20 protein-coding genes, 7 tRNA genes, 2 rRNA genes, 1 pseudogene and 1 riboswitch are annotated in these 23,440 nt (G+C 37.8%); of the genes and pseudogenes, 29 read left to right on the top strand and 1 reads right to left on the bottom strand.

Annotated features, from left to right (window positions below; genetic code table 11):
* The first annotated feature begins 86 nt into the window (after positions 1-86).
* The 14 genes and pseudogenes from ACRYLU_RS09810 (at position 87) to ACRYLU_RS09745 (ending at position 8,907) form a co-directional block, all read left to right on the top strand.
* Positions 87-2,987, top strand: a 23S ribosomal RNA gene (locus ACRYLU_RS09810).
* A gap of 83 nt (positions 2,988-3,070) precedes the next feature.
* A 5S ribosomal RNA gene (gene rrf / locus ACRYLU_RS09805) occupies positions 3,071-3,186 on the top strand.
* 3 nt (positions 3,187-3,189) lie between these two features.
* A tRNA-Val gene (locus ACRYLU_RS09800) sits at positions 3,190-3,262 on the top strand.
* 29 nt (positions 3,263-3,291) lie between these two features.
* A tRNA-Asp gene (locus ACRYLU_RS09795) sits at positions 3,292-3,364 on the top strand.
* A gap of 17 nt (positions 3,365-3,381) precedes the next feature.
* Positions 3,382-3,454, top strand: a tRNA-Lys gene (locus ACRYLU_RS09790).
* Between the two features lie 8 nt (positions 3,455-3,462).
* Positions 3,463-3,544 (top strand) — tRNA-Leu (locus tag ACRYLU_RS09785).
* A 12-nt stretch (positions 3,545-3,556) separates the two neighbouring features.
* Positions 3,557-3,629 (top strand) — tRNA-Thr (locus ACRYLU_RS09780).
* Between the two features lie 25 nt (positions 3,630-3,654).
* Positions 3,655-3,726 (top strand) — tRNA-Gly (locus ACRYLU_RS09775).
* Between the two features lie 35 nt (positions 3,727-3,761).
* A tRNA-Leu gene (locus ACRYLU_RS09770) sits at positions 3,762-3,847 on the top strand.
* Positions 3,848-4,009: 162 nt separating this feature from the next.
* Positions 4,010-4,906, top strand: a complete 897-nt coding sequence (locus ACRYLU_RS09765) for a class II fructose-bisphosphate aldolase (RefSeq protein ID WP_038602049.1) — start codon at positions 4,010-4,012, stop codon at positions 4,904-4,906.
* A gap of 345 nt (positions 4,907-5,251) precedes the next feature.
* Positions 5,252-6,819 (top strand): annotated as a pseudogene (locus ACRYLU_RS09760) (amidase domain-containing protein).
* 213 nt (positions 6,820-7,032) lie between these two features.
* Positions 7,033-8,148, top strand: a complete 1,116-nt coding sequence (locus ACRYLU_RS09755; RefSeq protein ID WP_038602047.1) for a DUF4097 family beta strand repeat-containing protein — start codon at positions 7,033-7,035, stop codon at positions 8,146-8,148.
* Positions 8,149-8,210: 62 nt separating this feature from the next.
* A complete protein-coding gene (locus ACRYLU_RS09750; RefSeq protein WP_003131460.1) occupies positions 8,211-8,414 on the top strand; it encodes a PspC domain-containing protein in 204 nt (67 codons plus the stop codon).
* Between the two features lie 28 nt (positions 8,415-8,442).
* The gene (locus tag ACRYLU_RS09745; RefSeq protein WP_003131461.1) at positions 8,443-8,907 is read left to right on the top strand and encodes a PspC domain-containing protein; all 465 of its coding nucleotides are present in this window, start codon (positions 8,443-8,445) and stop codon (positions 8,905-8,907) included.
* Between the two features lie 106 nt (positions 8,908-9,013).
* Here the strand turns inward: ACRYLU_RS09745 and ACRYLU_RS09740 are convergent, their stop codons facing one another.
* Complete coding sequence (locus tag ACRYLU_RS09740; RefSeq protein WP_445080935.1) at positions 9,014-9,766, bottom strand: biotin--[acetyl-CoA-carboxylase] ligase; 753 nt, start codon at positions 9,764-9,766, stop codon at positions 9,014-9,016.
* A gap of 252 nt (positions 9,767-10,018) precedes the next feature.
* On the opposite strand from ACRYLU_RS09740, the gene ACRYLU_RS09735 reads away from it, so the two are divergent.
* The 15 genes from ACRYLU_RS09735 to ACRYLU_RS09665 all read left to right on the top strand — a co-directional run bounded on the left by ACRYLU_RS09735 (position 10,019) and on the right by ACRYLU_RS09665 (position 23,369).
* Positions 10,019-11,212, top strand: a complete 1,194-nt coding sequence (locus tag ACRYLU_RS09735; RefSeq protein ID WP_012898453.1) for an SAM-dependent methyltransferase — start codon at positions 10,019-10,021, stop codon at positions 11,210-11,212.
* A 150-nt stretch (positions 11,213-11,362) separates the two neighbouring features.
* A riboswitch (SMK box riboswitch) is annotated at positions 11,363-11,497 on the top strand.
* Entirely contained in the window at positions 11,495-12,694 is a 1,200-nt protein-coding gene (metK, locus tag ACRYLU_RS09730; RefSeq protein ID WP_104141435.1) for a methionine adenosyltransferase, read from the top strand. It overlaps the preceding riboswitch by 3 nt.
* Positions 12,695-12,969: 275 nt before the next feature.
* Entirely contained in the window at positions 12,970-13,683 is a 714-nt protein-coding gene (locus tag ACRYLU_RS09725) for a glucosamine-6-phosphate deaminase (RefSeq protein ID WP_038602035.1), read from the top strand.
* Positions 13,684-13,913: 230 nt separating this feature from the next.
* Positions 13,914-15,509 carry a ribonuclease Y gene (gene rny / locus ACRYLU_RS09720; RefSeq protein WP_195927991.1) on the top strand — a complete coding sequence of 532 codons (1,596 nt, stop codon included), beginning with the start codon at positions 13,914-13,916 and terminating at the stop codon, positions 15,507-15,509.
* Positions 15,510-15,655: 146 nt separating this feature from the next.
* Entirely contained in the window at positions 15,656-16,273 is a 618-nt protein-coding gene (gmk, locus tag ACRYLU_RS09715) for a guanylate kinase (protein ID WP_003131468.1), read from the top strand.
* A gap of 180 nt (positions 16,274-16,453) precedes the next feature.
* Complete coding sequence (gene rpoZ, locus ACRYLU_RS09710) at positions 16,454-16,807, top strand: DNA-directed RNA polymerase subunit omega (protein ID WP_038602031.1); 354 nt, start codon at positions 16,454-16,456, stop codon at positions 16,805-16,807.
* A gap of 137 nt (positions 16,808-16,944) precedes the next feature.
* The gene (locus tag ACRYLU_RS09705; RefSeq protein WP_445080934.1) at positions 16,945-19,284 is read left to right on the top strand and encodes a primosomal protein N'; all 2,340 of its coding nucleotides are present in this window, start codon (positions 16,945-16,947) and stop codon (positions 19,282-19,284) included.
* A 58-nt stretch (positions 19,285-19,342) separates the two neighbouring features.
* Positions 19,343-19,717 carry a nuclear transport factor 2 family protein gene (locus ACRYLU_RS09700; protein WP_038602026.1) on the top strand — a complete coding sequence of 125 codons (375 nt, stop codon included), beginning with the start codon at positions 19,343-19,345 and terminating at the stop codon, positions 19,715-19,717.
* 12 nt (positions 19,718-19,729) lie between these two features.
* A complete protein-coding gene (locus ACRYLU_RS09695; RefSeq protein ID WP_038602023.1) occupies positions 19,730-20,251 on the top strand; it encodes an NUDIX hydrolase in 522 nt (173 codons plus the stop codon).
* Entirely contained in the window at positions 20,217-20,681 is a 465-nt protein-coding gene (locus tag ACRYLU_RS09690) for a VOC family protein (RefSeq protein WP_003131474.1), read from the top strand. Before ACRYLU_RS09695 ends, ACRYLU_RS09690 begins: the two co-directional genes overlap by 35 nt.
* Entirely contained in the window at positions 20,678-21,637 is a 960-nt protein-coding gene (gene fmt, locus ACRYLU_RS09685; protein WP_038602020.1) for a methionyl-tRNA formyltransferase, read from the top strand. The genes ACRYLU_RS09690 and fmt overlap by 4 nt, the downstream gene beginning before the upstream one ends.
* 175 nt (positions 21,638-21,812) lie before the next feature.
* On the top strand, positions 21,813-22,055 hold the full coding sequence (locus ACRYLU_RS09680; protein WP_038602017.1) for a GlsB/YeaQ/YmgE family stress response membrane protein: 243 nt from the start codon (positions 21,813-21,815) through the stop codon (positions 22,053-22,055).
* A 27-nt stretch (positions 22,056-22,082) separates the two neighbouring features.
* Positions 22,083-22,643: an alkaline shock response membrane anchor protein AmaP gene (gene amaP / locus ACRYLU_RS09675; RefSeq protein ID WP_038602014.1), complete on the top strand. Its 561-nt coding sequence runs from the start codon at positions 22,083-22,085 to the stop codon at positions 22,641-22,643.
* Positions 22,644-22,653: 10 nt separating this feature from the next.
* A complete protein-coding gene (locus ACRYLU_RS09670; protein WP_012898445.1) occupies positions 22,654-22,842 on the top strand; it encodes a DUF2273 domain-containing protein in 189 nt (62 codons plus the stop codon).
* Between the two features lie 20 nt (positions 22,843-22,862).
* Positions 22,863-23,369, top strand: a complete 507-nt coding sequence (locus tag ACRYLU_RS09665; protein ID WP_012898444.1) for an Asp23/Gls24 family envelope stress response protein — start codon at positions 22,863-22,865, stop codon at positions 23,367-23,369.
* Positions 23,370-23,440 lie beyond the last annotated feature (71 nt).

Here is a 23,440-nt window from a genome sequence, read left to right as displayed (position 1 = left end):
TCTAATAACGATAAATAAACCAAAAGCTGTGAATTTTAAAGAATTTACAAACTTATACTTGAAAAACGATGATTATAAATCATCATGGCAAAGTTAATAAGGGCGCACGGTGGATGCCTTGGCACTAAGAGCCGATGAAGGACGTGACTAACGACGATATTCTAGGGGGAGCAGTAAGTACGCCTTGATCCCTAGGTCTCCGAATGGGGAAACCCAGCTGCTACTAGCAGTTATTCATGAGTGAATACATAGCTCATGTAAAGGTAACGCAGAGAACTGAAACATCTAAGTACCTGCAGGAAGAGAAAGTAAAAACGATTTCGTAAGTAGCGGCGAGCGAACGCGAAGAAGGGCAAACCAAGAAGCTTGCTTCTTGGGGTTGTAGGACTGCAACGTGGACTTAAGCATTATAGTCGAATAACCTGGGAAGGTTAATCAAAGAGGGTAATAATCCCGTAGACGAAATAGCGCTTATACCTAGCAGTATCCTGAGTAGGGCTGGACACGCGAAATCCAGTTTGAATCCGGGAGGACCATCTCCCAACCCTAAATACTCCTTAGTGACCGATAGTGAACCAGTACCGTGAGGGAAAGGTGAAAAGAACCCCGAGAGGGGAGTGAAATAGCACCTGAAACCGTGTGCCTACAAGAAGTTCGAGCCCGTTAATGGGTGAGAGCGTGCCTTTTGTAGAATGAACCGGCGAGTTACGTTATGATGCGAGGTTAAGTTGAAGAGACGGAGCCGTAGGGAAACCGAGTCTGAATAGGGCGACTTAGTATCATGATGTAGACCCGAAACCTAGTGACCTATCCATGAGCAGGGTGAAGGTGTGGTAAGACGCACTGGAGGCCCGAACCAGGACACGTTGAAAAGTGTTTGGATGACTTGTGGATAGCGGAGAAATTCCAAACGAACTGGGAGATAGCTGGTTCTCTCCGAAATAGCTTTAGGGCTAGCGTCGAAATGTAAGTGTATTGGAGGTAGAGCACTGTTTGGGTGAGGGGTCCGTCTAGGATTACCAATCTCAGATAAACTCCGAATGCTAATACACATGTTCGGCAGTCAGACTGCGAGTGCTAAGATCCGTAGTCGAAAGGGAAACAGCCCAGACCAACAGCTAAGGTCCCAAAATATATGTTAAGTGGAAAAGGATGTGGGGTTGCACAGACAACTAGGATGTTAGCTCAGAAGCAGCTATCATTCAAAGAGTGCGTAATAGCTCACTAGTCGAGTGACCCTGCGCCGAAAATGTACCGGGGCTAAACATATTACCGAAGCTTTGGATTGATATTTTATCAATGGTAGGAGAGCGTTCTTAACCGCGATGAAGGTATACCGTGAGGAGTGCTGGAGCGTTAAGAAGTGAGAATGCCGGTATGAGTAGCGCAAGATAAGTGAGAATCTTATCCACCGTAAGACTAAGGTTTCCAGGGGAAGGCTCGTCCGCCCTGGGTTAGTCGGGACCTAAGGCGAGGCCGAAAGGCGTAGTCGATGGACAACTGGTTGATATTCCAGTACTAGATATGATCGTGATGGAGGGACGCAGTAGGCTAAGAGATGCCAGTTAATGGATTCTGGTCTAAGCAGTGAGGTGTGAGATGTGTCAAATGCATTTCTCTTTAACATTGAGCTGTGATGGGGAAGCAACTACGGTTGCGAACTCTCTGATGTCACACTGCCAAGAAAAGCTTCTAGCGTAAAGTCATATCTACCCGTACCGCAAACCGACACAGGTAGTCGAGGCGAGTAGCCTCAGGTGATCGAGAGAACTCTCGTTAAGGAACTCGGCAAAATAGCCCCGTAACTTCGGGAGAAGGGGTGCTGGTGTAAAAGCCAGCCGCAGTGAATAGGCCCAAGCAACTGTTTATCAAAAACACAGCTCTCTGCTAAACCGCAAGGTGATGTATAGGGGGTGACGCCTGCCCGGTGCTGGAAGGTTAAGAGGAGTGCTTAGACGTAAGTCGAAGGTATGAATTGAAGCCCCAGTAAACGGCGGCCGTAACTATAACGGTCCTAAGGTAGCGAAATTCCTTGTCGGGTAAGTTCCGACCCGCACGAAAGGCGTAATGATTTGGGCACTGTCTCAACGAGAGACTCGGTGAAATTTTAGTACCTGTGAAGATGCAGGTTACCCGCGACAGGACGGAAAGACCCCATGGAGCTTTACTGTAGTTTGATATTGAGTACCTGTAAGTCATGTACAGGATAGGTAGGAGCCATTGAAATAGGGACGCTAGTTTCTATTGAGGCGTTGTTGGGATACTACCCTTGACTTATGGTTACTCTAACCCGCTGGCATAATCGGCCAGGGAGACAGTGTCTGACGGACAGTTTGACTGGGGCGGTCGCCTCCTAAAGAGTAACGGAGGCGCTCAAAGGTTGGCTCAGATTGGTTGGAAATCAATCGTAGAGTGTAAAGGTAAAAGCCAGCTTGACTGCGAGAGCTACAACTCGAGCAGGTAGGAAACTAGGACTTAGTGATCCGGTGGTACCGCATGGAAGGGCCATCGCTCAACGGATAAAAGCTACCCTGGGGATAACAGGCTTATCTCCCCCAAGAGTTCACATCGACGGGGAGGTTTGGCACCTCGATGTCGGCTCGTCGCATCCTGGGGCTGTAGTCGGTCCCAAGGGTTGGGCTGTTCGCCCATTAAAGCGGCACGCGAGCTGGGTTCAGAACGTCGTGAGACAGTTCGGTCCCTATCCGTCGCGGGCGTAGGTAATTTGAGAGGATCTGTCCTTAGTACGAGAGGACCGGGATGGACTTACCGCTGGTGTACCAGTTGTTCCGCCAGGAGCACGGCTGGATAGCTATGTAGGGAAGGGATAAGCGCTGAAAGCATCTAAGTGCGAAGCCCACCTCAAGATGAGATTACCCATTCGTAAGAATTAAGAGCCCAGAGAGATGATCTGGTAGATAGGCTGGAAGTGGAAGAGTTGCGAGACTTGGAGCGGACCAGTACTAATCGCTCGAGGACTTTACCAAAAGAGTCAAATATAATAGGCTTATGGTTTAAAAGTTAGAAGAATTGTTATTTAGTTTTGAATGTTCAAGGTAACATTTAATGATTTGGTCATCATTGCGATGGAGATACACCTGTTCCCATGTCGAACACAGAAGTTAAGTCCATCTACGGCGGAAGTACTTGGGGGTTGCCCCCTGGGAGATAGGCGAGTGGCCAAGTTTTGGGAGTTTAGCTCAGCTGGGAGAGCATCTGCCTTACAAGCAGAGGGTCAGCGGTTCGATCCCGTTAACTCCCATTGGTTGTTTCAGCCATTAAGTGAATAAAGGTTCTGTAGTGTAGCGGTTATCACGTCGCCCTGTCACGGCGAAGATCGCGGGTTCGATTCCCGTCAGAACCGTTAGTAGAAATACTAATGACTCGTTAGCTCAGTTGGTAGAGCATTTGACTTTTAATCAAAGGGTCGCTGGTTCGAGCCCAGCACGGGTCATAATCCTAGCGGATGTGGCGGAATTGGCAGACGCACTAGATTTAGGATCTAGCGCTTAACGGCGTGGGGGTTCAAGTCCCTTCATCCGCATACTAGGTATTAGCCGACTTAGCTCAGTTGGTAGAGCATCTGATTTGTAATCAGAGGGTCGCGTGTTCGAATCATGTAGTCGGCATTGTCGGAAGACACAAAGTTTAAGTGCGAACGTAGTTCAGGGGTAGAACACAACCTTGCCATGGTTGGGGTCGCGAGTTCGAATCTCGTCGTTCGCTTGATAATTCTCCCAAGTGGGAGTTTTTGTATAATACCCGGGGTGGCGGAACTGGCAGACGCACAGGACTTAAAATCCTGCGAGGGGTAACCTTCGTACCGGTTCGAAACCGGTCCTCGGGATATGCTAAGATTAATAGTTATTAAACTATTAATCTTTTTTTATCTTTCTTTAAGAATGGCTTAATAAAGCGGTTACTTTGGTTTTTTGCGAGCTTGGACTAGAAAAATACTTCACAAAATGCTATACTAGGTAAGTAATAAAATATTCGGAGGAATTTTGAAATGGCAATCGTTTCAGCAGAAAAATTCGTACAAGCCGCTCGTGATAACGGATACGCTATCGGTGGTTTCAACACAAACAACCTTGAATGGACTCAAGCTATCTTGCGTGCAGCAGAAGCTAAAAAGACTCCAGTATTGATCCAAACTTCTATGGGTGCGGCTAAATACATGGGTGGTTACAAAATGTGTAAACTCCTCATTGAAACTCTTGTAGAATCAATGGGAATCACAGTTCCAGTTGCTATTCACCTTGACCACGGTCATTTTGATGATGCTTTGGAATGTATCGAAGTTGGTTACTCATCATTGATGTTTGACGGTTCACATCTTCCAATCGAAGAAAACCTTAAACTTGCTGAAGAAGTAATCGCTAAAGCTCATGCTAAAGGCATCTCAGTTGAATGTGAAGTTGGTTCAATTGGTGGTGAAGAAGACGGTATTGTTGGTGAAGGTGAACTTGCTCCTATTGATGATGCAGTTGCAATGGCTAAACTTGGTGTTGACTTCCTTGCAGCAGGTATCGGTAACATTCACGGTCCTTACCCAGAAAACTGGAAAGGTCTTCACATCGATCACCTTGAAAAATTGAACAAAGCACTCGTTGAAGCTATGGGACACAATGTGCCAATCGTACTTCACGGTGGTTCTGGTATCCCTGATGATCAAATCAAAGAAGCTATCGCTAATGGTGTAGCTAAAGTTAACGTTAATACTGAATGCCAACTTGCTTTCGCAGCTGCTACTCGTAAATTCGTTAATGAATTTGATGCTAATGAAGCAGAATACATGAAGAAAAAACTTTTCGACCCACGTAAATTCTTGAAACCTGGTTTCGATGCAATTACTGCGTCTGTTGAAGAACGTATCGACGTATTCGGTTCAGCAAACAAAGCTTAATCATCTTTTAAAATATGATTAAATAAACGTTTGTCATTTTTGACAGGCGTTTTTTTATAATTTTAAAAAATGAATATGATGTGGATGGCAATAAAAATATATTTGGATTTATTCTTATTTTAAAAGAATTTGCTATTTTTTAAATTTATGTTCCATAAATATGAGTGATTAGTTTGACTTATGTAGCTTTGAATGTTACAATTATGTTAGAGTCGATGTCTTTGAGAGGACAATGTTGAAATTATTATGTTTGGTGTGGAGGATAAGTTAAAATTGATTAATAGTATTAAAATAACGCATTTGAAAAAAGATAAATTTATTGCAGGGACGGCACTAATTTTGGGAATGACTGCTTTTGGCGTAGCTGGACATGCTGACGAGGTCACTGTTGCAAATTCTGGTGATACTTTAGAGCTAACTTCGGATGCGCCAACAACTGTAAGTAGTTCAAGTATAGAGACGTCAAGTGCGAATAGTACAAGTGGATCAGTTGCACCGTTAACATTAGATACAAGCGATTCAAGTTCTACGTTTAGTTCAAATAATTCGAATGCTTCATTTGAATCTATTAGCTCAGACGCGTCGTCAGGCTCAGGTAGTTTGAGTTCAAGTAGCTCAGATGCTTCATCAAGCTCAAGCAGTTCAAGCTCAAGTTCTCCATCAAATTCAAATGGTTCAAGCTCATCTTCAAAACCGGATAGCTCTGAGTCAACATCAAAACCAAATAATTCAAATTCATCAGCGAATAACAGTTCAGATAGTAAGTCTTCTATAACCACTCAAGTACCATCAAAATCTGTTTCTACAACAGGACCCTCGGTTTCACTATCTACGTCTGCACATTCAAACTATTCGCAGGATAATTCTTACTATCAAGCGTCAACTGTAATGCAGAGTCCTAATTCTTCATCTGATTCAGCTGTATCTGTTTATACGGTCCTGTTTTGAAGAAAATTCAAGCTGCTAAACCGATTTAAAAAATTGATTCGTCTAGTACGGAAGCTTTTATCAAAAGTATTGCAGACCGAGTAAGAATTTTGGCTGGCAAGAATAATTTGTATGCTTCAATTATTTTGGCACAGGCTATTTTAGAATCTGGTTCTGGTCAAAGTAATATGAGTCAGCAATATTTTAATATTTTCAATATTACAGGTGCATATTTAGGGAAATCAATTTCGTTTAAAACACAAGAATTTTCTGGAAATAATCCGTTCTATCTTGAACAAAGTTTTAGAATTTATAGTAACTATGACCAAGCCTTAGATGATTATATTAATCTGATGATTAAAGGAACGACCTGGAATTCTGAAATTTATGCTGGAGCTTGGAAGTCACAGGCTAAAACTTATCAAGAAGCGGCACAGGCATTGCAAGGAGTTTTTGCAACTGATCCCGAGTATGCTCAAAAATTAATCGAAATTATTCAAGAATATAATTTGAATTTTTATGATAATGTGGACAGTACTACAGCTGTTGTAGATGCTAAAGTTCCAGAAAGCCCACTAGTGGCTTCAAAATTGGATAACTCCGCTTATCCAGATTATAATAGTGTGGAATATCCTGGGGCGGATAGTTATGCTTTTGGTAACTGTACGCAGTATGTTTATAATCGAATTATTCAACTTGGTGGACAAATTGGTACCCACATGGGTAATGGTGGAGAATGGGGAATTAATGCTCAGGCTCAAGGTTATTTCACAACAACTGTTCCAACTGAGGGTTATGCTGTCAGCTTCCCACCAGGAGTAGCTGGTTCAAGTTCTGAATATGGGCACGTAGCTTTTGTTGAAAAGGTTTATTCAGATAACTCTATTCTCGTTTCAGAGATGAATGTTAAAGGTAATAATATTGTCAGCGAACGCCATATTTCTGCTGGTGTAGCTGCTTTGGCAACTTATATTCAACCTAAATAATTACTGACAAAATTAATTAGTAGTTCTGTCAGTAAAACAGGAGTGTTGAATCTTTTATTTAGTTTAAAAAAGAAGATGTTAAAAATCAGCCCAAAGGCTGATTTTTATTTGGTAAAAGTTTGAGATAATAAGTGTACGAGATAAAGATAATCTCAATAAAAAAAGTTTTTAAGATATTGAATGCTTGAATGAGCAGAGAAAGGATCTAAAAAAATGGCTAATAAAAAAGATAGAATTATGGATTTGATGCGTCGTGGAATTATCACGGAAGATGAAGCTTTAGAATTACTTGAAAAAAATGGTTCAGTGAATGGAGAAGCTTCTGATGATAAAACTGAGAACAAAGAATTCACATATACAGATAAAGAAGGATATGTTAATCACGATGTAGATTTTCCTGATGCAATGAAAAATGTTGCAGAAAGTTTGTTTGCTAGAGGTAAAGAAATTTTCCAAGGGGTTGCAAAATCTGTTGATGATAATATTGATTTTTCAAAAGGATTTCCTAAGGTTAAATCAATTTCTCACACTATAGAAAAAGATATCAACGAAGATTTCAAAAATGTTAATCTTAATCTTAAGAGTGGTAAAGTAAATATTTTACCGGGTGAAAATGCCCATGTAAAAGTAGAATATAAAATTTACGGGGCAGTTGAAGATGGTAATGTAGAAGCTTACATTGCTGAAAAAACTAAACTTGAAGTTGAAGATGATGTGCTTGAAATTGAAGCAAATGGTCGAATTTCTGCGGATATTGAACTTTACTTACCAGTAAAAGAATATGAAAATATTGAGATTAATACACCTCATGCAGAACTTAAAGTTGAAAAAATTTCCAGTCAAAAAATGAATATTAATCTTATGAACGGAAATGCTGAAGTGCTTGAAGTAAACAGCGATGAGTTGAAGATTAACAATAAGAATGGTGAAATCAAAGTAATTGATGGCACGAATTCAGATTTAGAATTAACTGGAGTTAATGGTAATATCAGAATTACAACTGCTTTTGAATCTGGTGATGTCTCACTCGTAAACGGAAATATTTTGCTGACCGAAAAAACAGGAACGGCTCACAAATTAAATCTTAAAAATGTGAATGGCGATATCAAAGTTTCTGTACCAGAAAGTTTGGGTTTGGTTGGTCATGTTCGCACAATCTTTGGCGGATATAAGACACGGTTAAATCTTGATAGTCCTTTTGAAGCTGGCCGTAATGGAGCAGCGATTGTCCGTCAAGGTGCTGAGTCATTAACCTTTGAATTTGAAACAAAATCAGGAACGATTTGGCTTAAAGATACTGAAACTACTGACAAAGAAGAAACTGAATAAAATTTTACTGACAGAAATTTTATAAGAGTTCTGTCAGTAAAATTTGAAAAGAAAGGTGAGAAATGGCTAAAAAAACTCTGAAAAGATCAAGTAGCAATCGAGTCATCGCAGGAACCGTCGGGGGACTTGGTGAATACTTTGGCTTGAGCCGTACAGTAATTAATGTAATTCGGGTTCTGATTGTGCTTGGTACTTTCGGAAGTTGGGGAACATTACTCATTGTTTATGTGATTGCGAGTCTATTGATGACACCGTCACAAGGTTAATTCAACGATTATGAAGAAAGGATAAATTATGTCTCAAAGACAATTAACAAAATCAGTGACAAATCGTAGAGTCAGTGGTGTCATTGCAGGGATTGCAGAATATTTTGGTCTGGGTCGTGATGTTGTGACGATTCTACGTATCCTATTTGTTGTTCTAGCTTTCGGAAGCTGGGGCGGATTGATTCCATTGTATTTCGTAGCAAGTTGGATTATTCCAAGTGCTAGACCACGAAATTACTATGATGATTCAGAAGATGATTATCAAGAAAAATGGAATCGTAAAGCGCAACATTTTGATGAAAAAATGGATCGTTGGTCAGAACGTTATTCAGATAAAATGAATAATTGGGCACGTCGTTATGAAGATAAAGGACGTCAAAATCAACAAGATTCAAACCAATGGGGAAATCCATGGGATGAACCAAAAAGTCGTAAGACTAAGGAAGCACAACCAGTTGAAAAAGAAAAAGAAGATGACTGGTCAGATTTCTAAAAAAGTTACTGACAGAAAGTTCTGTCAGTAAAATAATTCTGGTCCACCATGACCTAAAACTGGCCTCCTATATAATATAATAATAATAACTGAAAAAATGGACTGATTAAGTCCATTTTTTTAGTGAGATCTCGCCACTGGAAAGTATTTTTTGCTGACCATTATGTAAATTTACGATAAGCTCACCTTTAGAGGTTAAATCTGTAGCCCTTCCGGAAAAAGTTTGTCCAGATTGAACAAATTCAACTTGTTTGCCAAGAATAAATGAGTGAGATTTATAAATTTCAAAAAATGAATCCTCTGATAAACGATGAAATTCAGACCAGATTTCGGCAATTAATTCCGAACGACTGATGCTTGCTTGTTCATTATAAAATAAAGAAGTGGCTCTTTCTTCGATTTCAGTTGGAAATTGGGAAATAGAAAAATTAATTCCGACACCAATAATAACTTGAGCTTCTTGAGTTGGATTAAGTGAAGTTTCGGCAAGAATACCAACAAATTTTTTATCGTCTAGATAAATATCGTTAACCCATTTAATTTGAGGCTTTTTGTCAGTTAATTTTTCGATTGCTGACACAATGGCAGCTCCTGTCAGCAGAGTGAACTCTGGAAGTTTTTCTAGTTCAACTTTAGGTTTGAGTGACAAACTCATATAAATTCCGCCAGACGGCGCAGCAAAATATTGACGGCCAAAACGACCATAAGTTTTATTTTGTCTTTCAGTTAAATAAAGACAATTTTCTTGTCCGTCTAATTTAGCATCTTTTTGAGTTGATTCAGATTCAGCGACAATTTTTACATCAGTCAGCCAAGGATTTTTTTGTAAAATAATAGATTTTTCAAGTTTGTCGTTCATTTTTTTATTATACCATGTGAAGTCGACTGCAAGCGAGAGGGAAAATTAGGAAATTACGTTTCTGAACTTGCGCAAGTTCAAAGCTATCTATTTTCTAGAGTCTAGGAGGCTGACTTCGGTTATAGGCAAAATCTTTGTCAATTTACTGACAATGAAAATTTTCAGAAAAATCTAACGATAGTAAGTATTTGACTTTCAATAATCTACGGAGTATAGTTTTATTAGAACAATGTTAGGAAAGGGAAGAATAACTTGGTATTTGAAAAAACAGTTTTGAACAAAGCACTTGCAGTTGCTTTCGATATCCCCATTGCAGTAACTTATTGGGATGGAAAAACAGAAAAGTATGGTGAAGGAGAAACGCAAGTTCACATTACTTTTAATAAAAAATTCTCATTTAGTGAATTGAGCTCAATGCCAACCTTAGTATTGGCTGAAGCTTACATGAATGAAGAAATTGAAATTGAGGGGAGCATTCAAGAGCTTGTTACCTCAGCATATCGTAAGGCTGGTAGCTTTTTAACAGACCAATCTGGTTTTGGTAAATCAATGATAAAACTTTTGGGAAATCATTCTCAAAAACAATCTCGTGAAGATATTCATAGTCATTATGATATTGGGAATGACTTTTATAACAAATGGCTTGACCCAACGATGACTTATTCATGTGCTTATTTTGAACATGAAGATATGACTTTGGAAGAAGCACAAATTGCTAAAGTTCATCATATTTTGGACAAACTCGATAGTAAACCTGGGGGACGTTTGCTTGATATTGGTTGTGGCTGGGGAACTTTGATGTTTAAGGCTGTTCAAGAATATGGCCTTTCAGCAGTCGGAGTGACACTTTCAGAAGAACAGTATTATTATGTTCGCAAAAAAGCGGATGATTTGGGACTTTCTGATAAAGTGAAAGTTTATTTGGTTGATTATCGTGATCTCAAAGAAGAACCTTTTGATTACATTACATCTGTCGGAATGTTTGAACATGTTGGGAAAGAAAATTTGGAAATGTATTTCCAAAAAGTTTCTGATTATCTCAAACCAAACGGTCGTGCCTTGATTCATGGTATTACTGGACAACATCGCGGTGCTGGTGTGGATCCATTTATTGAAAAATACATTTTCCCTGGAGGTTATATTCCAAACATCGCTGAAAATGTTGAACATATTATGACTGCTGGTTTGCAAATGGATGATCTTGAACCCCTTCGTCGTCATTATCAAAAAACGCTTGAAATTTGGAATGAAAATTATCTCGAAGTTTTTGATGAAGTAGAAAAAGAAATGGGTAGACCATTTGCAAGGATGTGGACACTTTATCTTCAAGCCTGCGCTGCAAGTTTTGAAGCCGGAAATATTGATGTTGTTCAATATCTTTTGACTAAGGGTGCTTCAGGTCAAGGTTTGCCAATGACCCGCGAGTACATGTTTAAAAAACATTAAGTTTGACAATTGATAAGTTGAAAAACAAGACCGTTCAGCATTTCGGGTTTGAATTATCATAAGGACAACTTATTTAAAATTTATCAGTAGATTTATTTTAGAATCATGTAAAGGAAAGAGTGCATTTTTTCCGAAAAAGAGGTAAAATAAAAGAGTTACGAGTCCCGAAAGGATTTGATTTATTTTAAAAATTACTGATAGGTTTTTAAGTATTCTGTCAGCAAATATTAGATAAGTTTAAAGACGCCTTGTAACCAAAATTTAGATTGGGGGACATTTTTAATGTCAGAAAAACATTTATTTACATCAGAATCAGTATCAGAAGGCCATCCAGATAAGGTTGCAGACCAAATCTCAGATGCCATTCTTGATGCCATTCTCGCACAAGACCCACATGCACACGTTGCTTGTGAAACGGTCGTATATACAGGGACAGTCAATGTATTTGGTGAAATCTCAACATCAGCTTATGTTGATATTGCTCATGTCGTTCGTGAAACAATCAAAAAAATTGGCTATACAGATAGCGAAAATGGATTTGATTATAAATCAGTGGGCGTTCACGTCTCACTTGTTGAGCAATCAAGTGATATTGCACAAGGGGTAAATGAAGCCGAAGAAGTTCGCGATAAAAATGGCCAATTAGTTGACCCGCTTGACTTGATTGGTGCTGGTGACCAAGGAATGATGTTCGGTTTTGCGACTAACGAAACTGCCGAATATATGCCACTCGCCATCTCACTTTCACATAAATTAGTTAAAAAATTAGCTGATTTACGGAAATCAGGTGAAATTTCATACTTGCGTCCTGATGCAAAATCACAAGTAACTGTAGAATATGATGATAATGGCAAAGCAAAACGCATTGACACAGTCGTTATTTCTACTCAACATGCTGCGTCAGCAACAAACGAAGAAATTCACGATGATGTGATTAATAAAGTCATCAAAGCTGTTATTCCAGCTGAACTTTTAGATGATGAAACTAAATACTTCATCAATCCAACAGGACGTTTTGTTATTGGTGGTCCTCAAGGGGATTCAGGCTTGACTGGTCGTAAAATTATTGTTGATACTTATGGTGGGTATGCTCCCCACGGTGGTGGAGCTTTCTCTGGTAAGGATGCAACAAAAGTTGACCGTTCAGCTTCTTACGCAGCACGTTATGTAGCCAAAAATATTGTGGCAGCTGGACTTGCAGAAAAAGCGCAAATTCAACTTTCATACGCTATTGGTGTTGCGACACCAACATCAATCAATGTTGAAACTTTTGGTACAGGTAAAGTCTCAGATGATGAACTTTTAGCAGCAATTCGTAAAGTATTTGATCTTCGCCCAGCAGGGATTATTCAAATGCTTGACTTACTCCGTCCTATTTACGGACAAACAGCAGCTTACGGGCACTTCGGCCGTACAGATGTAGAATTGCCATGGGAACTAACAGATAAGGTTGAAGAGCTTAAATCCATTTTAGGTAAATAATTGGCCTCGCCGACCTTCGTTCGGTCTACGTCGCCATTGTCTCCTCCGCTGTCCTTTCTCGCTAATGGGCTAAAGCCCAAAGTCGAAAGGCACTTCGGCCGTACAGATGTGGAATTGCCATGGGAACAAACAGATAAGGTTGAAGAACTTGAAACAGCTCTTAAAAAATAATGAAAAAGGCGGATTTCCGCTTTTTTTATTTTCAACGAGTAGAATTGCTTTAAATAGAATACTTAATCCTGTAAAATAGAAGTAACAAGAAAAAAGGAGCTTCTATGAAAAAAATAATCACTAAAGATTACGCCACAATGAGTGAACTTGCTGCAGCGATTGTTCTTGATAAGATGATGCTTTCAAAAAGGGTAAATCTTTCGCTTACAGCTGGAAATACCCCTCTTGGAATGTATGAAATTCTTATTGATAAACTCCAAAAAATGAATTTTGATCGCTCAAATATCCATTATTACAATTTTGATGAAGTACCACTTGCTGGTGAACGATATGGTTTAACAATGAGTGCTTTAAAGACAGCTTTCTATGATCGAGTACATATTGATGATGGTAATCTTCATGAATTAAATGCTCAAAATAATCAAGTTTTTGACCAAAAAATCTTACAGGACGGTGGGATTGATTTGATTGTTATGGGGATAGGAGAAGATGGTCATTTTTGTGCAAATATGCCAGGACATACAAGCTTTGAGCGAGAAATTTTTGCTGTTCCATTTGAAGAAGGGGATGAGATTTATCAGTCAATCAAAAATTTGACAGATAAAGAACCGGCTTCTCCTTACGTCACTTTTGGTCCACGAACAGTTCTAGCAAGCAAGCAACTTTTAGTTTTTGCTGACGGAAAAAAGAAAGCAGAGATTATGAAAAAAGTTCTTGAGGGTCCAATCACAGAAGAAATTCCAGCTTCTATTTTACGGGCGCATCCAAATGTTACTTTTATTTTGGATGAAGAAGCCGCTGCTTTACTTGAAAATTAGTTGATGAAGACAGTTAGTAAAATAACTGTTTTTATTTATTCATGAAGAATGTCAATTTATGATGACATAATTGACTCTAAATTATTCTGAAAGCGTTACACTATCTTTCATTGAATAATTAACCTTAAAATGATATAATAAATGAGTGTTTTACTATGTAAAATACATTAATTTATAATCAAACTGTGAGTAGAATTTATTGGAATTACTACTGACTTTAGAGGAGACTAATGGACATTATTTCTATCGTTCTCTTGGTCTTATTGGTTGTATTAGTTGTCGCATTTATTTTTTACGCTCAAAATATAAAGAAAAATAAGCAAGATGCTGAATCTCTTTTTAATGAAGCTGAAAATAAAGCAAATGAGGTGATGGCGAATGCTAAACGTGAGGCGGAGTCTTTGAAAATGGAGGCTGAAGCCTTCAAAAAAGAAGCCCGCTACACCCTTCGTGAAGAAGAACAAAAGCAGCGTCGTGAAATCGAAGATGAATTTAAGCAAGAACGTCAGGAGTTAAAGGAGACTGAAAAGCGCCTAAAACAACGTGAAGAAATCTTAGACCGTAAGGATGATACCTTAACGAAAAAAGAAGAAAACTTAGATTCTAAAGAGGAGAACCTCATTAGAAAAACTGATACGCTCAGTAAGCGAGAAGAACAATTAGCGCATATTGAAGAAAAGAAACGACTAGAATTGGAGCGTATTTCAAATTTGAGCACAGATGATGCTCGTGAAATTATTTTGAGTGAAACTCGAGATGGTTTGACAAAAGAAATGGCTCAAATTATTCGTCAAAGCGAAGAAAAAGCTCAAGTTGAAGCAGATAAGCGAGCTAAAAATATTATCTCACTTGCTATTCAACGCGTTTCATCTGATTCTGTAGCTGAACAAACTGTTTCGGTTGTCAATTTACCAGACGATGGTATGAAAGGTCGGATTATTGGTCGTGAAGGTCGTAATATTCGTACTTTTGAAGCTTTGACTGGGATAGATGTCATCATTGATGATACGCCAGAAGCAGTTGTACTTTCAGGATTTGATCCAATTCGTCGTGAAATTGCTCGTATGACTCTTGAACAATTAGTTCAAGATGGCCGAATTCATCCAGCGCGAATTGAAGAGTTGGTTGAGAAAAACCGCAAAGCACTTGATCATAAAATGCGTGAATATGGTGAACAAGCAGCCTTTGAAGTTGGGGCGCATAACTTGCATCCTGACTTGATGAAGATTATGGGACGTTTGCATTTCCGTACTTCATATGGACAAAACGTACTTGATCACTCAGTTGAAGTTGCTCATATTGCTGGTAATTTGGCTGGCGAAATGGGAGAAAATGTGGCACTTGCTAAACGTGCAGGTTTCTTGCATGATATTGGTAAAGCACTTGACCATGAAGTTGAGGGAAGCCACGTTGAAATTGGAACAGAACTTGCGCGTAAGTACAAGGAAAATCCAATTGTCATCAATACAATTGCGAGTCACCACGGTGATACAGAACCTTTGAGTAACATTGCGGTACTTGTTGCAGCGGCTGATGCTTTGTCAGCAGCACGTCCTGGAGCTCGTCGTGAATCAATTGAAAATTACATCAAACGTTTGAAAGACCTTGAAGCAATTTCAACAAGCTTTGAAGGTGTGGAAACAGCTTTTGCCTTGCAAGCTGGACGCGAAATTCGTGTAATGGTTAAACCAGAAAAATTAACGGATGACCAAATTGTGATTTTGGCGCGTGATGTGAAAAATCGAATTGAGGATGAAATGGATTATCCTGGTAATATCAAGATTACTGTTATCCGTGAAACTCGAGCGATTGACTATGCAAAATAAAAAACTGTCTTTTGACAGTTTTTTGTGTCTTATTACGAAATTATATTTCTTTTTTGTTACAAAAGCTGGTTTTAAGAGCTAGCTTTTGATAGAATGAGTTTAATCGTTGATTAAGAGATGGAATTAGAGATATATCGGAGGAAAAAATGCGTGAGCGTGGTTTATTAATTGTTTTTTCTGGACCTTCTGGTGTTGGAAAAGGAACAGTTCGTGCTAAAATTTTTGAGAGTGAAAACAACTTTGAATATTCAGTGTCAATGACAACGCGTAAGCAACGTCCTGGCGAAGTAGATGGAAAAGATTATTATTTCCGGACACGTGATGAATTTGAAGAAATGATTCGCAATGGTCAGATGCTGGAATATGCTGAATATGTTGGAAATTATTATGGCACACCTTTAACTTATGTCAATCAGACATTGGACGAAGGAAAAGATGTTTTTCTAGAAATTGAAGTGCAAGGTGCGCTTCAAGTGAAGGAAAAAGTTCCAGATGGTGTTTTTGTCTTCTTGACTCCACCAGATTTGGAAGAATTGCGTGGACGTTTAGTTGGACGTGGGACAGATTCGGCTGAAGTCATTGCTTCACGACTTGAAAAAGCAAAAGAAGAAATTCGCTTGATGAGTGAATATGATTATGCCGTCGTTAATGACAAAGTTGAACTTGCTGCCGAACGTGTTAAGAAGATTATTGAAGCTGAACATTACCGTGTGGACCGCGTGATTGAACGCTACGTTCATATGATTGATGATGTGAAAGTTTGATTTAATTGGAAAAAATTACTGACAGATTTGTTGGTTTAATGCGAAAGAGCTATCAGTTCTACTGATAGTCCTGCCAGAAATGATAAAGTTGATAAATTTTACTGACAGAATTTTATTTTGACGATAACAAGTCTGTCAGTAAAAATAGAATGAAAAGTTTAGAAAATGAGGTAATGAATTATGATGTTAGAACCTTCAATTGACAAGTTATTGGACCAAGTTGATTCAAAATATTCTTTAGTAGTTTTGGAAGCAAAACGTGCGCATGAATTGCGTGATAAAGAACGTCCAACAAAAGAATTTAAAGCTGTAAAAAATACTTTGCGTGCTTTGGAAGAAATTGCTGATGGAACAGTTAAAATTCACCCATCACCTGAATTGAAACGTGAAACTTTAGTTGAAAAACGCGAATTGGAACGTTTGCAAGCTAAGATGAAAGAACAACTCATCAAAGAGCAAATTGCTAAAGAAGAAGCTGAAGAAGAAGCAAAACAAAAAACTAGCCGTGCCGCAAAAGCAGCAGCAGCAGAATAAATTTTTAAGCGTCAATTGGCGCTTTTTTTATTTCTAAAAGTTACTGACAGCTTTGTCAGTAAGAAGCGGATAAGTCAAAAGCAGGAAAAATGCTTTTCTGTTATAATTAAAGATAAGAAACCGGAGGTCAAAAATAAATGAAAATTGCTAAAGTCATCGTTGATGTACCTCTGATGCAGACGGATAAACCCTTTTCTTACAGCCTTTCAGCTGAATTTGAAAATTTGATTGAAGTGGGCATGCGGGTTCATGTTCCTTTTGGAAGTGGAAACCGGCTTGTCCAAGGAATCGTCATTGGATTTGAAGATGAAGAACTTGAGCCGTCAGTAAATTTGAAAGGAATTTCTGAACTACTTGACGTTGAGCCAGTCCTAACGGATGAACAGCTTTGGTTGGCAGATGAAATGCGTCATTCAGTATTTTCTTATAAAATTTCATGTCTAAAAGCCATGTTACCTAATCTTTTGAATTCTAATTATGACAAGCTCCTAAAATTGACTGACGGAACTTCTGTCAAATGGTCACAACTGACAGAAGCAGAAAAAATCTCGTCAGCAAAGGCTGTACGTTTGGGTCAGCTGTCAGTAGAATATTTAGCAAAATCTAAAGAAAATAGAAAAACAGAAAAATTCTTATCTATTCCAGATATCGAAAAACTAGCTGAATTTGAAATTGAAAAGAGAGCTAAAAAACGCTTAGAGTTGAAATATTTTCTATTACGACTTCAAGAAGAAAAAATTGCTGTCAAATCATTAAATTTTTCTTCACAAATCATTAAATTTTTCGTTGAGCATGACCTAGTCAAAATTGAAGAAGTTGAAATTTCGAGGACGAAAGAAAAATTTGAAGATGTGGAAAATGACAGTGCTAAAATTCTCAACTCCGAACAAAATGCAGCTTACGAAAAAATAATTGCATCTTCTGACAAACCATTTTTGTTGGAAGGAATTACTGGTTCAGGTAAAACAGAAGTTTACTTACAGACCATTGACCATTTTCTCAAACTCGGTAAAACAGCAATTATGCTTGTGCCAGAAATTTCTTTGACGCCACAGATTACTAATCGATTTATTGCTCGTTTTGGAGATAAAGTGGCGATTATGCATTCTGGTTTATCTGATGGTGAAAAATATGATGAATGGCGAAAAATTAAATCTGGCAAAGCTCAGGTAGTTGTCGGTGCACGTTCAGCTATTTTTGCACCTGTTGAAAATTTGGGAATTATCATCATTGATGAAGAACATGAAACTTCATATAAGCAAGATTCAAGTCCCCGTTATCATGCAAGAGATATTGCGCTTTTGCGTGCAAAATGGCATGGTGCAAGGCTTGTTTTAGGTTCTGCAACGCCAAGTTTAGAAACGCGAGCACGTGCCATGCGCGGCGTTTATGAGCTCTTATTACTGACAAAAAGGGCAAATGAAGCAGCAATCCTGCCAGAAATAAAAATCATTGATATGCGCAGTGAAATTTCTGACCAATCTGCTAATTTCTCACAATCTTTACTGACAAAAATAAAAGAAAAAATTGACAAAGATGAACAAGTCATTTTGATGTTGAATCGAAGGGGTTATTCTTCATTTGTCATGTGTCGCGAATGTGGTTTTGTTGTTGATTGTCCTAATTGCGATATTTCCTTGACCCTTCACATGGATACCCGAACTTTGAATTGTCATTATTGTGGTCATGTCGAAGGAATTCCTCAAACTTGTCCCAATTGTCATTCGCGAAAAATTCGTTATTACGGTTCAGGAACGCAAAAAATCGAAGAAGAACTTCGAGAAATTATGCCTGAAGCACGAGTTTTGCGAATGGATGTAGATACGACTCGGACAAAAAATGCTCATGAAAAAATTCTTGAAAAATTTGGTAATCATGAAGCTGATATCCTCTTAGGAACTCAGATGATTGCCAAAGGTTTAGATTTTCCAAACGTAACCTTAGTGGGTGTCATTAACGCAGATACTGGCCTAAATCTACCTGATTTTAGAGCGAGTGAGCGTTCCTTTGAATTGTTGATGCAGGTGGCTGGACGAGCTGGACGAGCAGATAAAAAAGGTGAAGTATTAATTCAAACTTTCAATCCACATCATTACGCCATTGAAATGACCAAGGCTCAAGATTACGAAAAATTTTATGAAATGGAAATGAGATTTCGTCGTGAACTTTCCTATCCGCCTTATTATTTCACCGTTCAAGTGCTTGTTTCTCATCAAGATGAAGAAGTTGCCATTCAAAAATCTTATGAGATTGCTCAATTACTCAAGCAAAATTTGACAGAAAAAGCTAAAATTTTAGGGCCAACCGCTAGACCAATTGCCAGAACACATAACCTTTATCATTATCAAATCTTAGTTAAATATCGTTTTGAAGAAGAATTAGAATCAGCTTTGAATCAAGTGCTTGAATTAACCCAACTTCGGGATAACAAAAATTTACGAGTATTGATTGATAGTGAGCCACAAAATTTTGTATAAAAATTTCCACAGGTGGAAAAGTTAAAAAATTGAAAACAAAAGAAAGTTGGTGTGGAAAATGCAGAAAATAGAACTTTTTCAACAAACAATTGACGCATGGTTGAATAAAGATCTCGAAAAGTTACTAAATGTTTTATCAGAAGATATTTTATGGACAGAATATTTCGGGGCTCAGTATCAAGGAAAAGCTGAAATTGAAAAATGGTTCTGTCAGTGGAATAATCCTGTGGAAAACAAAGTTAAGTCATGGACTGTGGATAAATATTATGTGGATAATGAGACTGCTTTATTCACATGGACTTTCCAGTGTTTTTATGAAGGCAAAGAAGGCATTCTTGACGGAATTTCTCTTGTTAAATTTTCTGGAAATCAAATTTGTGAAATTCAAGAATTTGAACAAAAACATGAAAAATTTCGACCATTTTTGAAATGAAATGAGGTAAATATGTTTGAGAAATTCGAGTTATGGAAGCATTTTGGAGTCTATGGTGTGGCAATTGACAATGAGAAATTACTTGTCATTGAAAAAAATTCAGGTCCCTATCAAAATCGCTATGATTTACCTGGCGGTTCGCAAGAAGTTGGTGAATCAATGGTTGACACATTAGAGCGAGAAGTTCTTGAAGAAACAGGGTTTACGGTTCTTGCAAGTACTAATAATCGCCTGTATTCGGCTTGGATTTATGAAAATGACCGTCGAGTCCTCACACACCACATTTTCAACCTTTTTGATGTAAAATTAAATAGTGTAGCCAAAAAATTACCACAATTTGTTGCAGACGGAAAAAATGATTCTGACAGAGCAGTCTGGACATCGATTAAAAACTTGTCAGTAGAAAATTCATCTCCACTTGTCCTAAAAGTAATTGCCGAAATCAATAATTATCCCCATGTGGATAAAGCCGAAATTTACAGAGATTGGAAGGTCAACTATGGAAGCAAAAATTATCCCAAGTCTTTGGTTTGATAACAATGCCAAAGAAGCAATGAACTATTATGTATCTGTATTTCCAAATTCAAAAATCAAAAACATCGAATATTATCCTGATGAAAAGCTAGATGAGCATTTCGTAGGAATGTCTGGAAAAGTATTAAATGGTGAATTTAGTCTGAATGGCCTTGACTTTATCTGCCTTGATGGCGGTCCAATTTTCAAATTTAATGAAGCAGTTAGTTTTACTGTGACTTGTAAAAATCAAGCCGAAATTGACGATTATTGGTCAAAACTTTCTCATGTTAAAGAAGCCGAACAATGCGGTTGGTGCAAAGATAAATTTGGTATTTCTTGGCAAATTATTCCAGAAAATCTTGGACAGTTAATGGCAAAAGGCGATAAGGCCGTTCAAGTATTAATGAAACAAAAGAAAATTATTATCGAGGAGTTTGAAAACTTATGACAAAAACAAAAATTATCTTTATGGGGACACCACAATTTGCTGCGACCGTTTTAAAAGGTTTGATTGATTCTAATCAATATGAAATTCTAGCAGTAGTGACTCAACCAGACCGTAAGGTTGGTCGGAAACAGGAATTAAGAATGACACCAGTTAAAGAACTTGCCTTAACGGTTAACTTGCCTGTTCTTCAACCAGAAAAACTTTCTGGCTCAGTAGAAATGACTCAAATCATGACGCTCCTTGAATCAGGAGAAGTTGGAATTGTGACTGCCGCCTTTGGACAATTTTTGCCAGGTAAATTATTAGATGTTGCTCAATTTGCAGTCAATACTCATGCTTCTTTACTACCAAAATATCGCGGTGGGGCACCTATTCATTATGCTATTATGAATGGCGAAAAAGAAGCTGGTGTCACCATTATGGAAATGATTCGTAAAATGGATGCCGGTGACATGATTGCTCAAGATTCTACACCAATTCTCGAAGAAGATAATGTTGGCACTATGTTTGAAAAGTTAGCCCTTGTTGGACGTGATTTGTTGCTTGAAACATTGCCAAAATATCTGGCTGGCGAACTCAAAGCTCAAGTTCAAAACGAAGATGAAGTGACTTTTAGTCCTAATATTTCGCCAGAAGAAGAAAAAATCGACTGGAATAAATCTGCACGTGAAATTTTCAATAAAGTTCGTGGAATGAATCCATTTCCAGTGGCTCATACCACATGGAATGGTGAACGTTTCAAGATTTATGAAACAAAAGTTGCTGATGATTCTGCCAGTGACTTACAAGCTGGTGAAATTGTGGAAAAAACGAAGAAATCATTAAAAGTTGCCACAGGTGAGGGCCTCCTTGAACTTCTTTTTGTTCAACCAGCCGGTAAACCTAAGATGGATATCGTTAGCTTTCTTAACGGTCTAGGTCAAAAAATACAAGTTGGAGATAAGTTTGGCGACTAAATTTATCCACAATAATAAATTAAAAGTTCTATCATTTTTAAATGATAGAACTTTTTTTACATCAAAATATGGTAAATAAGTTAGAGTGTAATAAAAAGAAAGCGAATTACTTTAAAAGTTGCTTGAAGTTTGATATATTAAAAATGTACAGGAACTGTACTAGAAAGAGGTATTTATGATTTGGTCATTAATTGTTGGAGCTATTATTGGTGTAATTGCAGGAGCAATTACAAATAAAGGCAAATCAATGGGGTGGATTGCTAATATTTTAGCCGGTCTTGTTGGTTCTGCAGTAGGACAAGCACTTTTAGGCTCTTGGGGTCCAAGTTTAGCTGGTATGGCACTTATCCCTTCTATTGTTGGTGCTGTCATCGTTGTTGCTGTTGTTTCATTCTTCTTAGGTAGAGCTAACAACTAGGTAAAGCAACAAAAGAGAGGAGGTATCGTGTCAAAAGGAAAAAAATTTATATTTGTTTTGGCTGATTTATTCTTTCTCACCATTCTTATCCCCATACTATGGGATTACTTTAATTATATGAATTTTCGTTGGGAGCTTATGCCCTCATCAGAAATTCCTTACATTGGGAATCATCTTTCCCAATATATATTTATCAGCTCTTCAATTTTAGGAGCATTATTGTTAATTTGTTTGCTGATTCTTATTTTTTATCCAAAAACTTATCAGGAAGTTCGACTAGATGATAAAACAGGAAATCTAACTTTAAAAGTTTCAGCAATCGAAGGATTGGTCAGAGAAATTGTTAGTAACAACGGTTATATCAGAAATCCAAAAATCAATGTGACTTTATATCAAGCCAAAATAAAAATTGATGTTAAAGGAGAAATTATTCCCAGAGTTGAGATTGTCGAAAAAACAAAAGAAATTGAGCAAGAAATTAAAGAAAGTATCCAAAATTTCTTTGGTATAAACTATGACTTAAAATTAAAAATAAAAGTTAGCTCACTTGCTGAAAATAAAAGTTCGACAAGTCGTCGTGTAGAATAAGGAGGTGGAAATGAATCTTTTAGAAAGATATCGCTATCCGATAATTGGAGGAATAGTAGGTTTAATTATAGCTATTTGTATCTTCACAATCGGATTTTGGAAAATGATTCTTCTCTTCTTACTTATTGGCTTAGGAATTTTCGTTGGCCTTTATCTTCAACGTACGGGAATCATTGAACAACTATTAAAGAAAAAATAAGAAAATACTAGGAGGAAATTATGGTACAAGAAAACACAAAAACAGAAGTAACTGAAGTTAAAGGTAGCTTGACTTACGAAGATAAAGTGATTCAAAAAATTGTTGGACTTGCCCTTGAATCTGTCAATGGACTATTGTCTGTCGATGGAGGATTTTTCTCAAATCTGACAGGAAAACTAGTAAATACAGATGATGTTACAGCAGGTGTCGGTGTAGAAGTTGGTAAAAAACAAGTTGCAGTGGACCTAAAAGTAGTTACAGAGTACAAGAAGAATGTTCCTGATATTTATCAAAAAATTAAGGATGTCATTCGTAAAGAAGTTTCTGATATGACTGATTTAGAAGTTGTTGAAGTTAATGTTACAGTTGTTGATATTAAAACAAAAGAACAACAAAAAGATGATGAAAAAAGTTTACAAGATCGCGTGGTTGGCGCAGCTCAAACAACAGGGAAATTTACATCTGATCAAGTAGACAAAGTAAAAGAAAAAGTTGATGATATGGGTGATGATGCTCGTGTAAAATAAGAATCAATTTAACAAAAAAACTGACAAGATGTCAGTTTTTTTGTTACTTTCAAGAAAATTTTACTTTAAAT

Source organism: Lactococcus sp. KTH0-1S, from assembly GCF_052544945.1.
This window is presented reverse-complemented; position numbering and strand designations above follow the sequence as displayed.

Coding starts and splice junctions, on each gene's coding strand:
- ACRYLU_RS09755 (WP_038602047.1), top strand. CDS start 7,033: ATGGCTAATAAAAAAGATAGAATTATGGATTTGATGCGTCGTGGAATT.
- fmt (WP_038602020.1), top strand. CDS start 20,678: ATGACAAAAACAAAAATTATCTTTATGGGGACACCACAATTTGCTGCG.
- ACRYLU_RS09690 (WP_003131474.1), top strand. CDS start 20,217: ATGGAAGCAAAAATTATCCCAAGTCTTTGGTTTGATAACAATGCCAAA.
- ACRYLU_RS09680 (WP_038602017.1), top strand. CDS start 21,813: ATGATTTGGTCATTAATTGTTGGAGCTATTATTGGTGTAATTGCAGGA.
- ACRYLU_RS09745 (WP_003131461.1), top strand. CDS start 8,443: ATGTCTCAAAGACAATTAACAAAATCAGTGACAAATCGTAGAGTCAGT.
- ACRYLU_RS09765 (WP_038602049.1), top strand. CDS start 4,010: ATGGCAATCGTTTCAGCAGAAAAATTCGTACAAGCCGCTCGTGATAAC.
- ACRYLU_RS09750 (WP_003131460.1), top strand. CDS start 8,211: ATGGCTAAAAAAACTCTGAAAAGATCAAGTAGCAATCGAGTCATCGCA.
- gmk (WP_003131468.1), top strand. CDS start 15,656: ATGCGTGAGCGTGGTTTATTAATTGTTTTTTCTGGACCTTCTGGTGTT.
- ACRYLU_RS09725 (WP_038602035.1), top strand. CDS start 12,970: ATGAAAAAAATAATCACTAAAGATTACGCCACAATGAGTGAACTTGCT.
- rpoZ (WP_038602031.1), top strand. CDS start 16,454: ATGATGTTAGAACCTTCAATTGACAAGTTATTGGACCAAGTTGATTCA.
- ACRYLU_RS09740 (WP_445080935.1), bottom strand. CDS start 9,766: ATGAACGACAAACTTGAAAAATCTATTATTTTACAAAAAAATCCTTGG.
- rny (WP_195927991.1), top strand. CDS start 13,914: ATGGACATTATTTCTATCGTTCTCTTGGTCTTATTGGTTGTATTAGTT.
- ACRYLU_RS09705 (WP_445080934.1), top strand. CDS start 16,945: ATGAAAATTGCTAAAGTCATCGTTGATGTACCTCTGATGCAGACGGAT.
- metK (WP_104141435.1), top strand. CDS start 11,495: ATGTCAGAAAAACATTTATTTACATCAGAATCAGTATCAGAAGGCCAT.
- ACRYLU_RS09665 (WP_012898444.1), top strand. CDS start 22,863: ATGGTACAAGAAAACACAAAAACAGAAGTAACTGAAGTTAAAGGTAGC.
- ACRYLU_RS09695 (WP_038602023.1), top strand. CDS start 19,730: ATGTTTGAGAAATTCGAGTTATGGAAGCATTTTGGAGTCTATGGTGTG.
- ACRYLU_RS09670 (WP_012898445.1), top strand. CDS start 22,654: ATGAATCTTTTAGAAAGATATCGCTATCCGATAATTGGAGGAATAGTA.
- ACRYLU_RS09700 (WP_038602026.1), top strand. CDS start 19,343: ATGCAGAAAATAGAACTTTTTCAACAAACAATTGACGCATGGTTGAAT.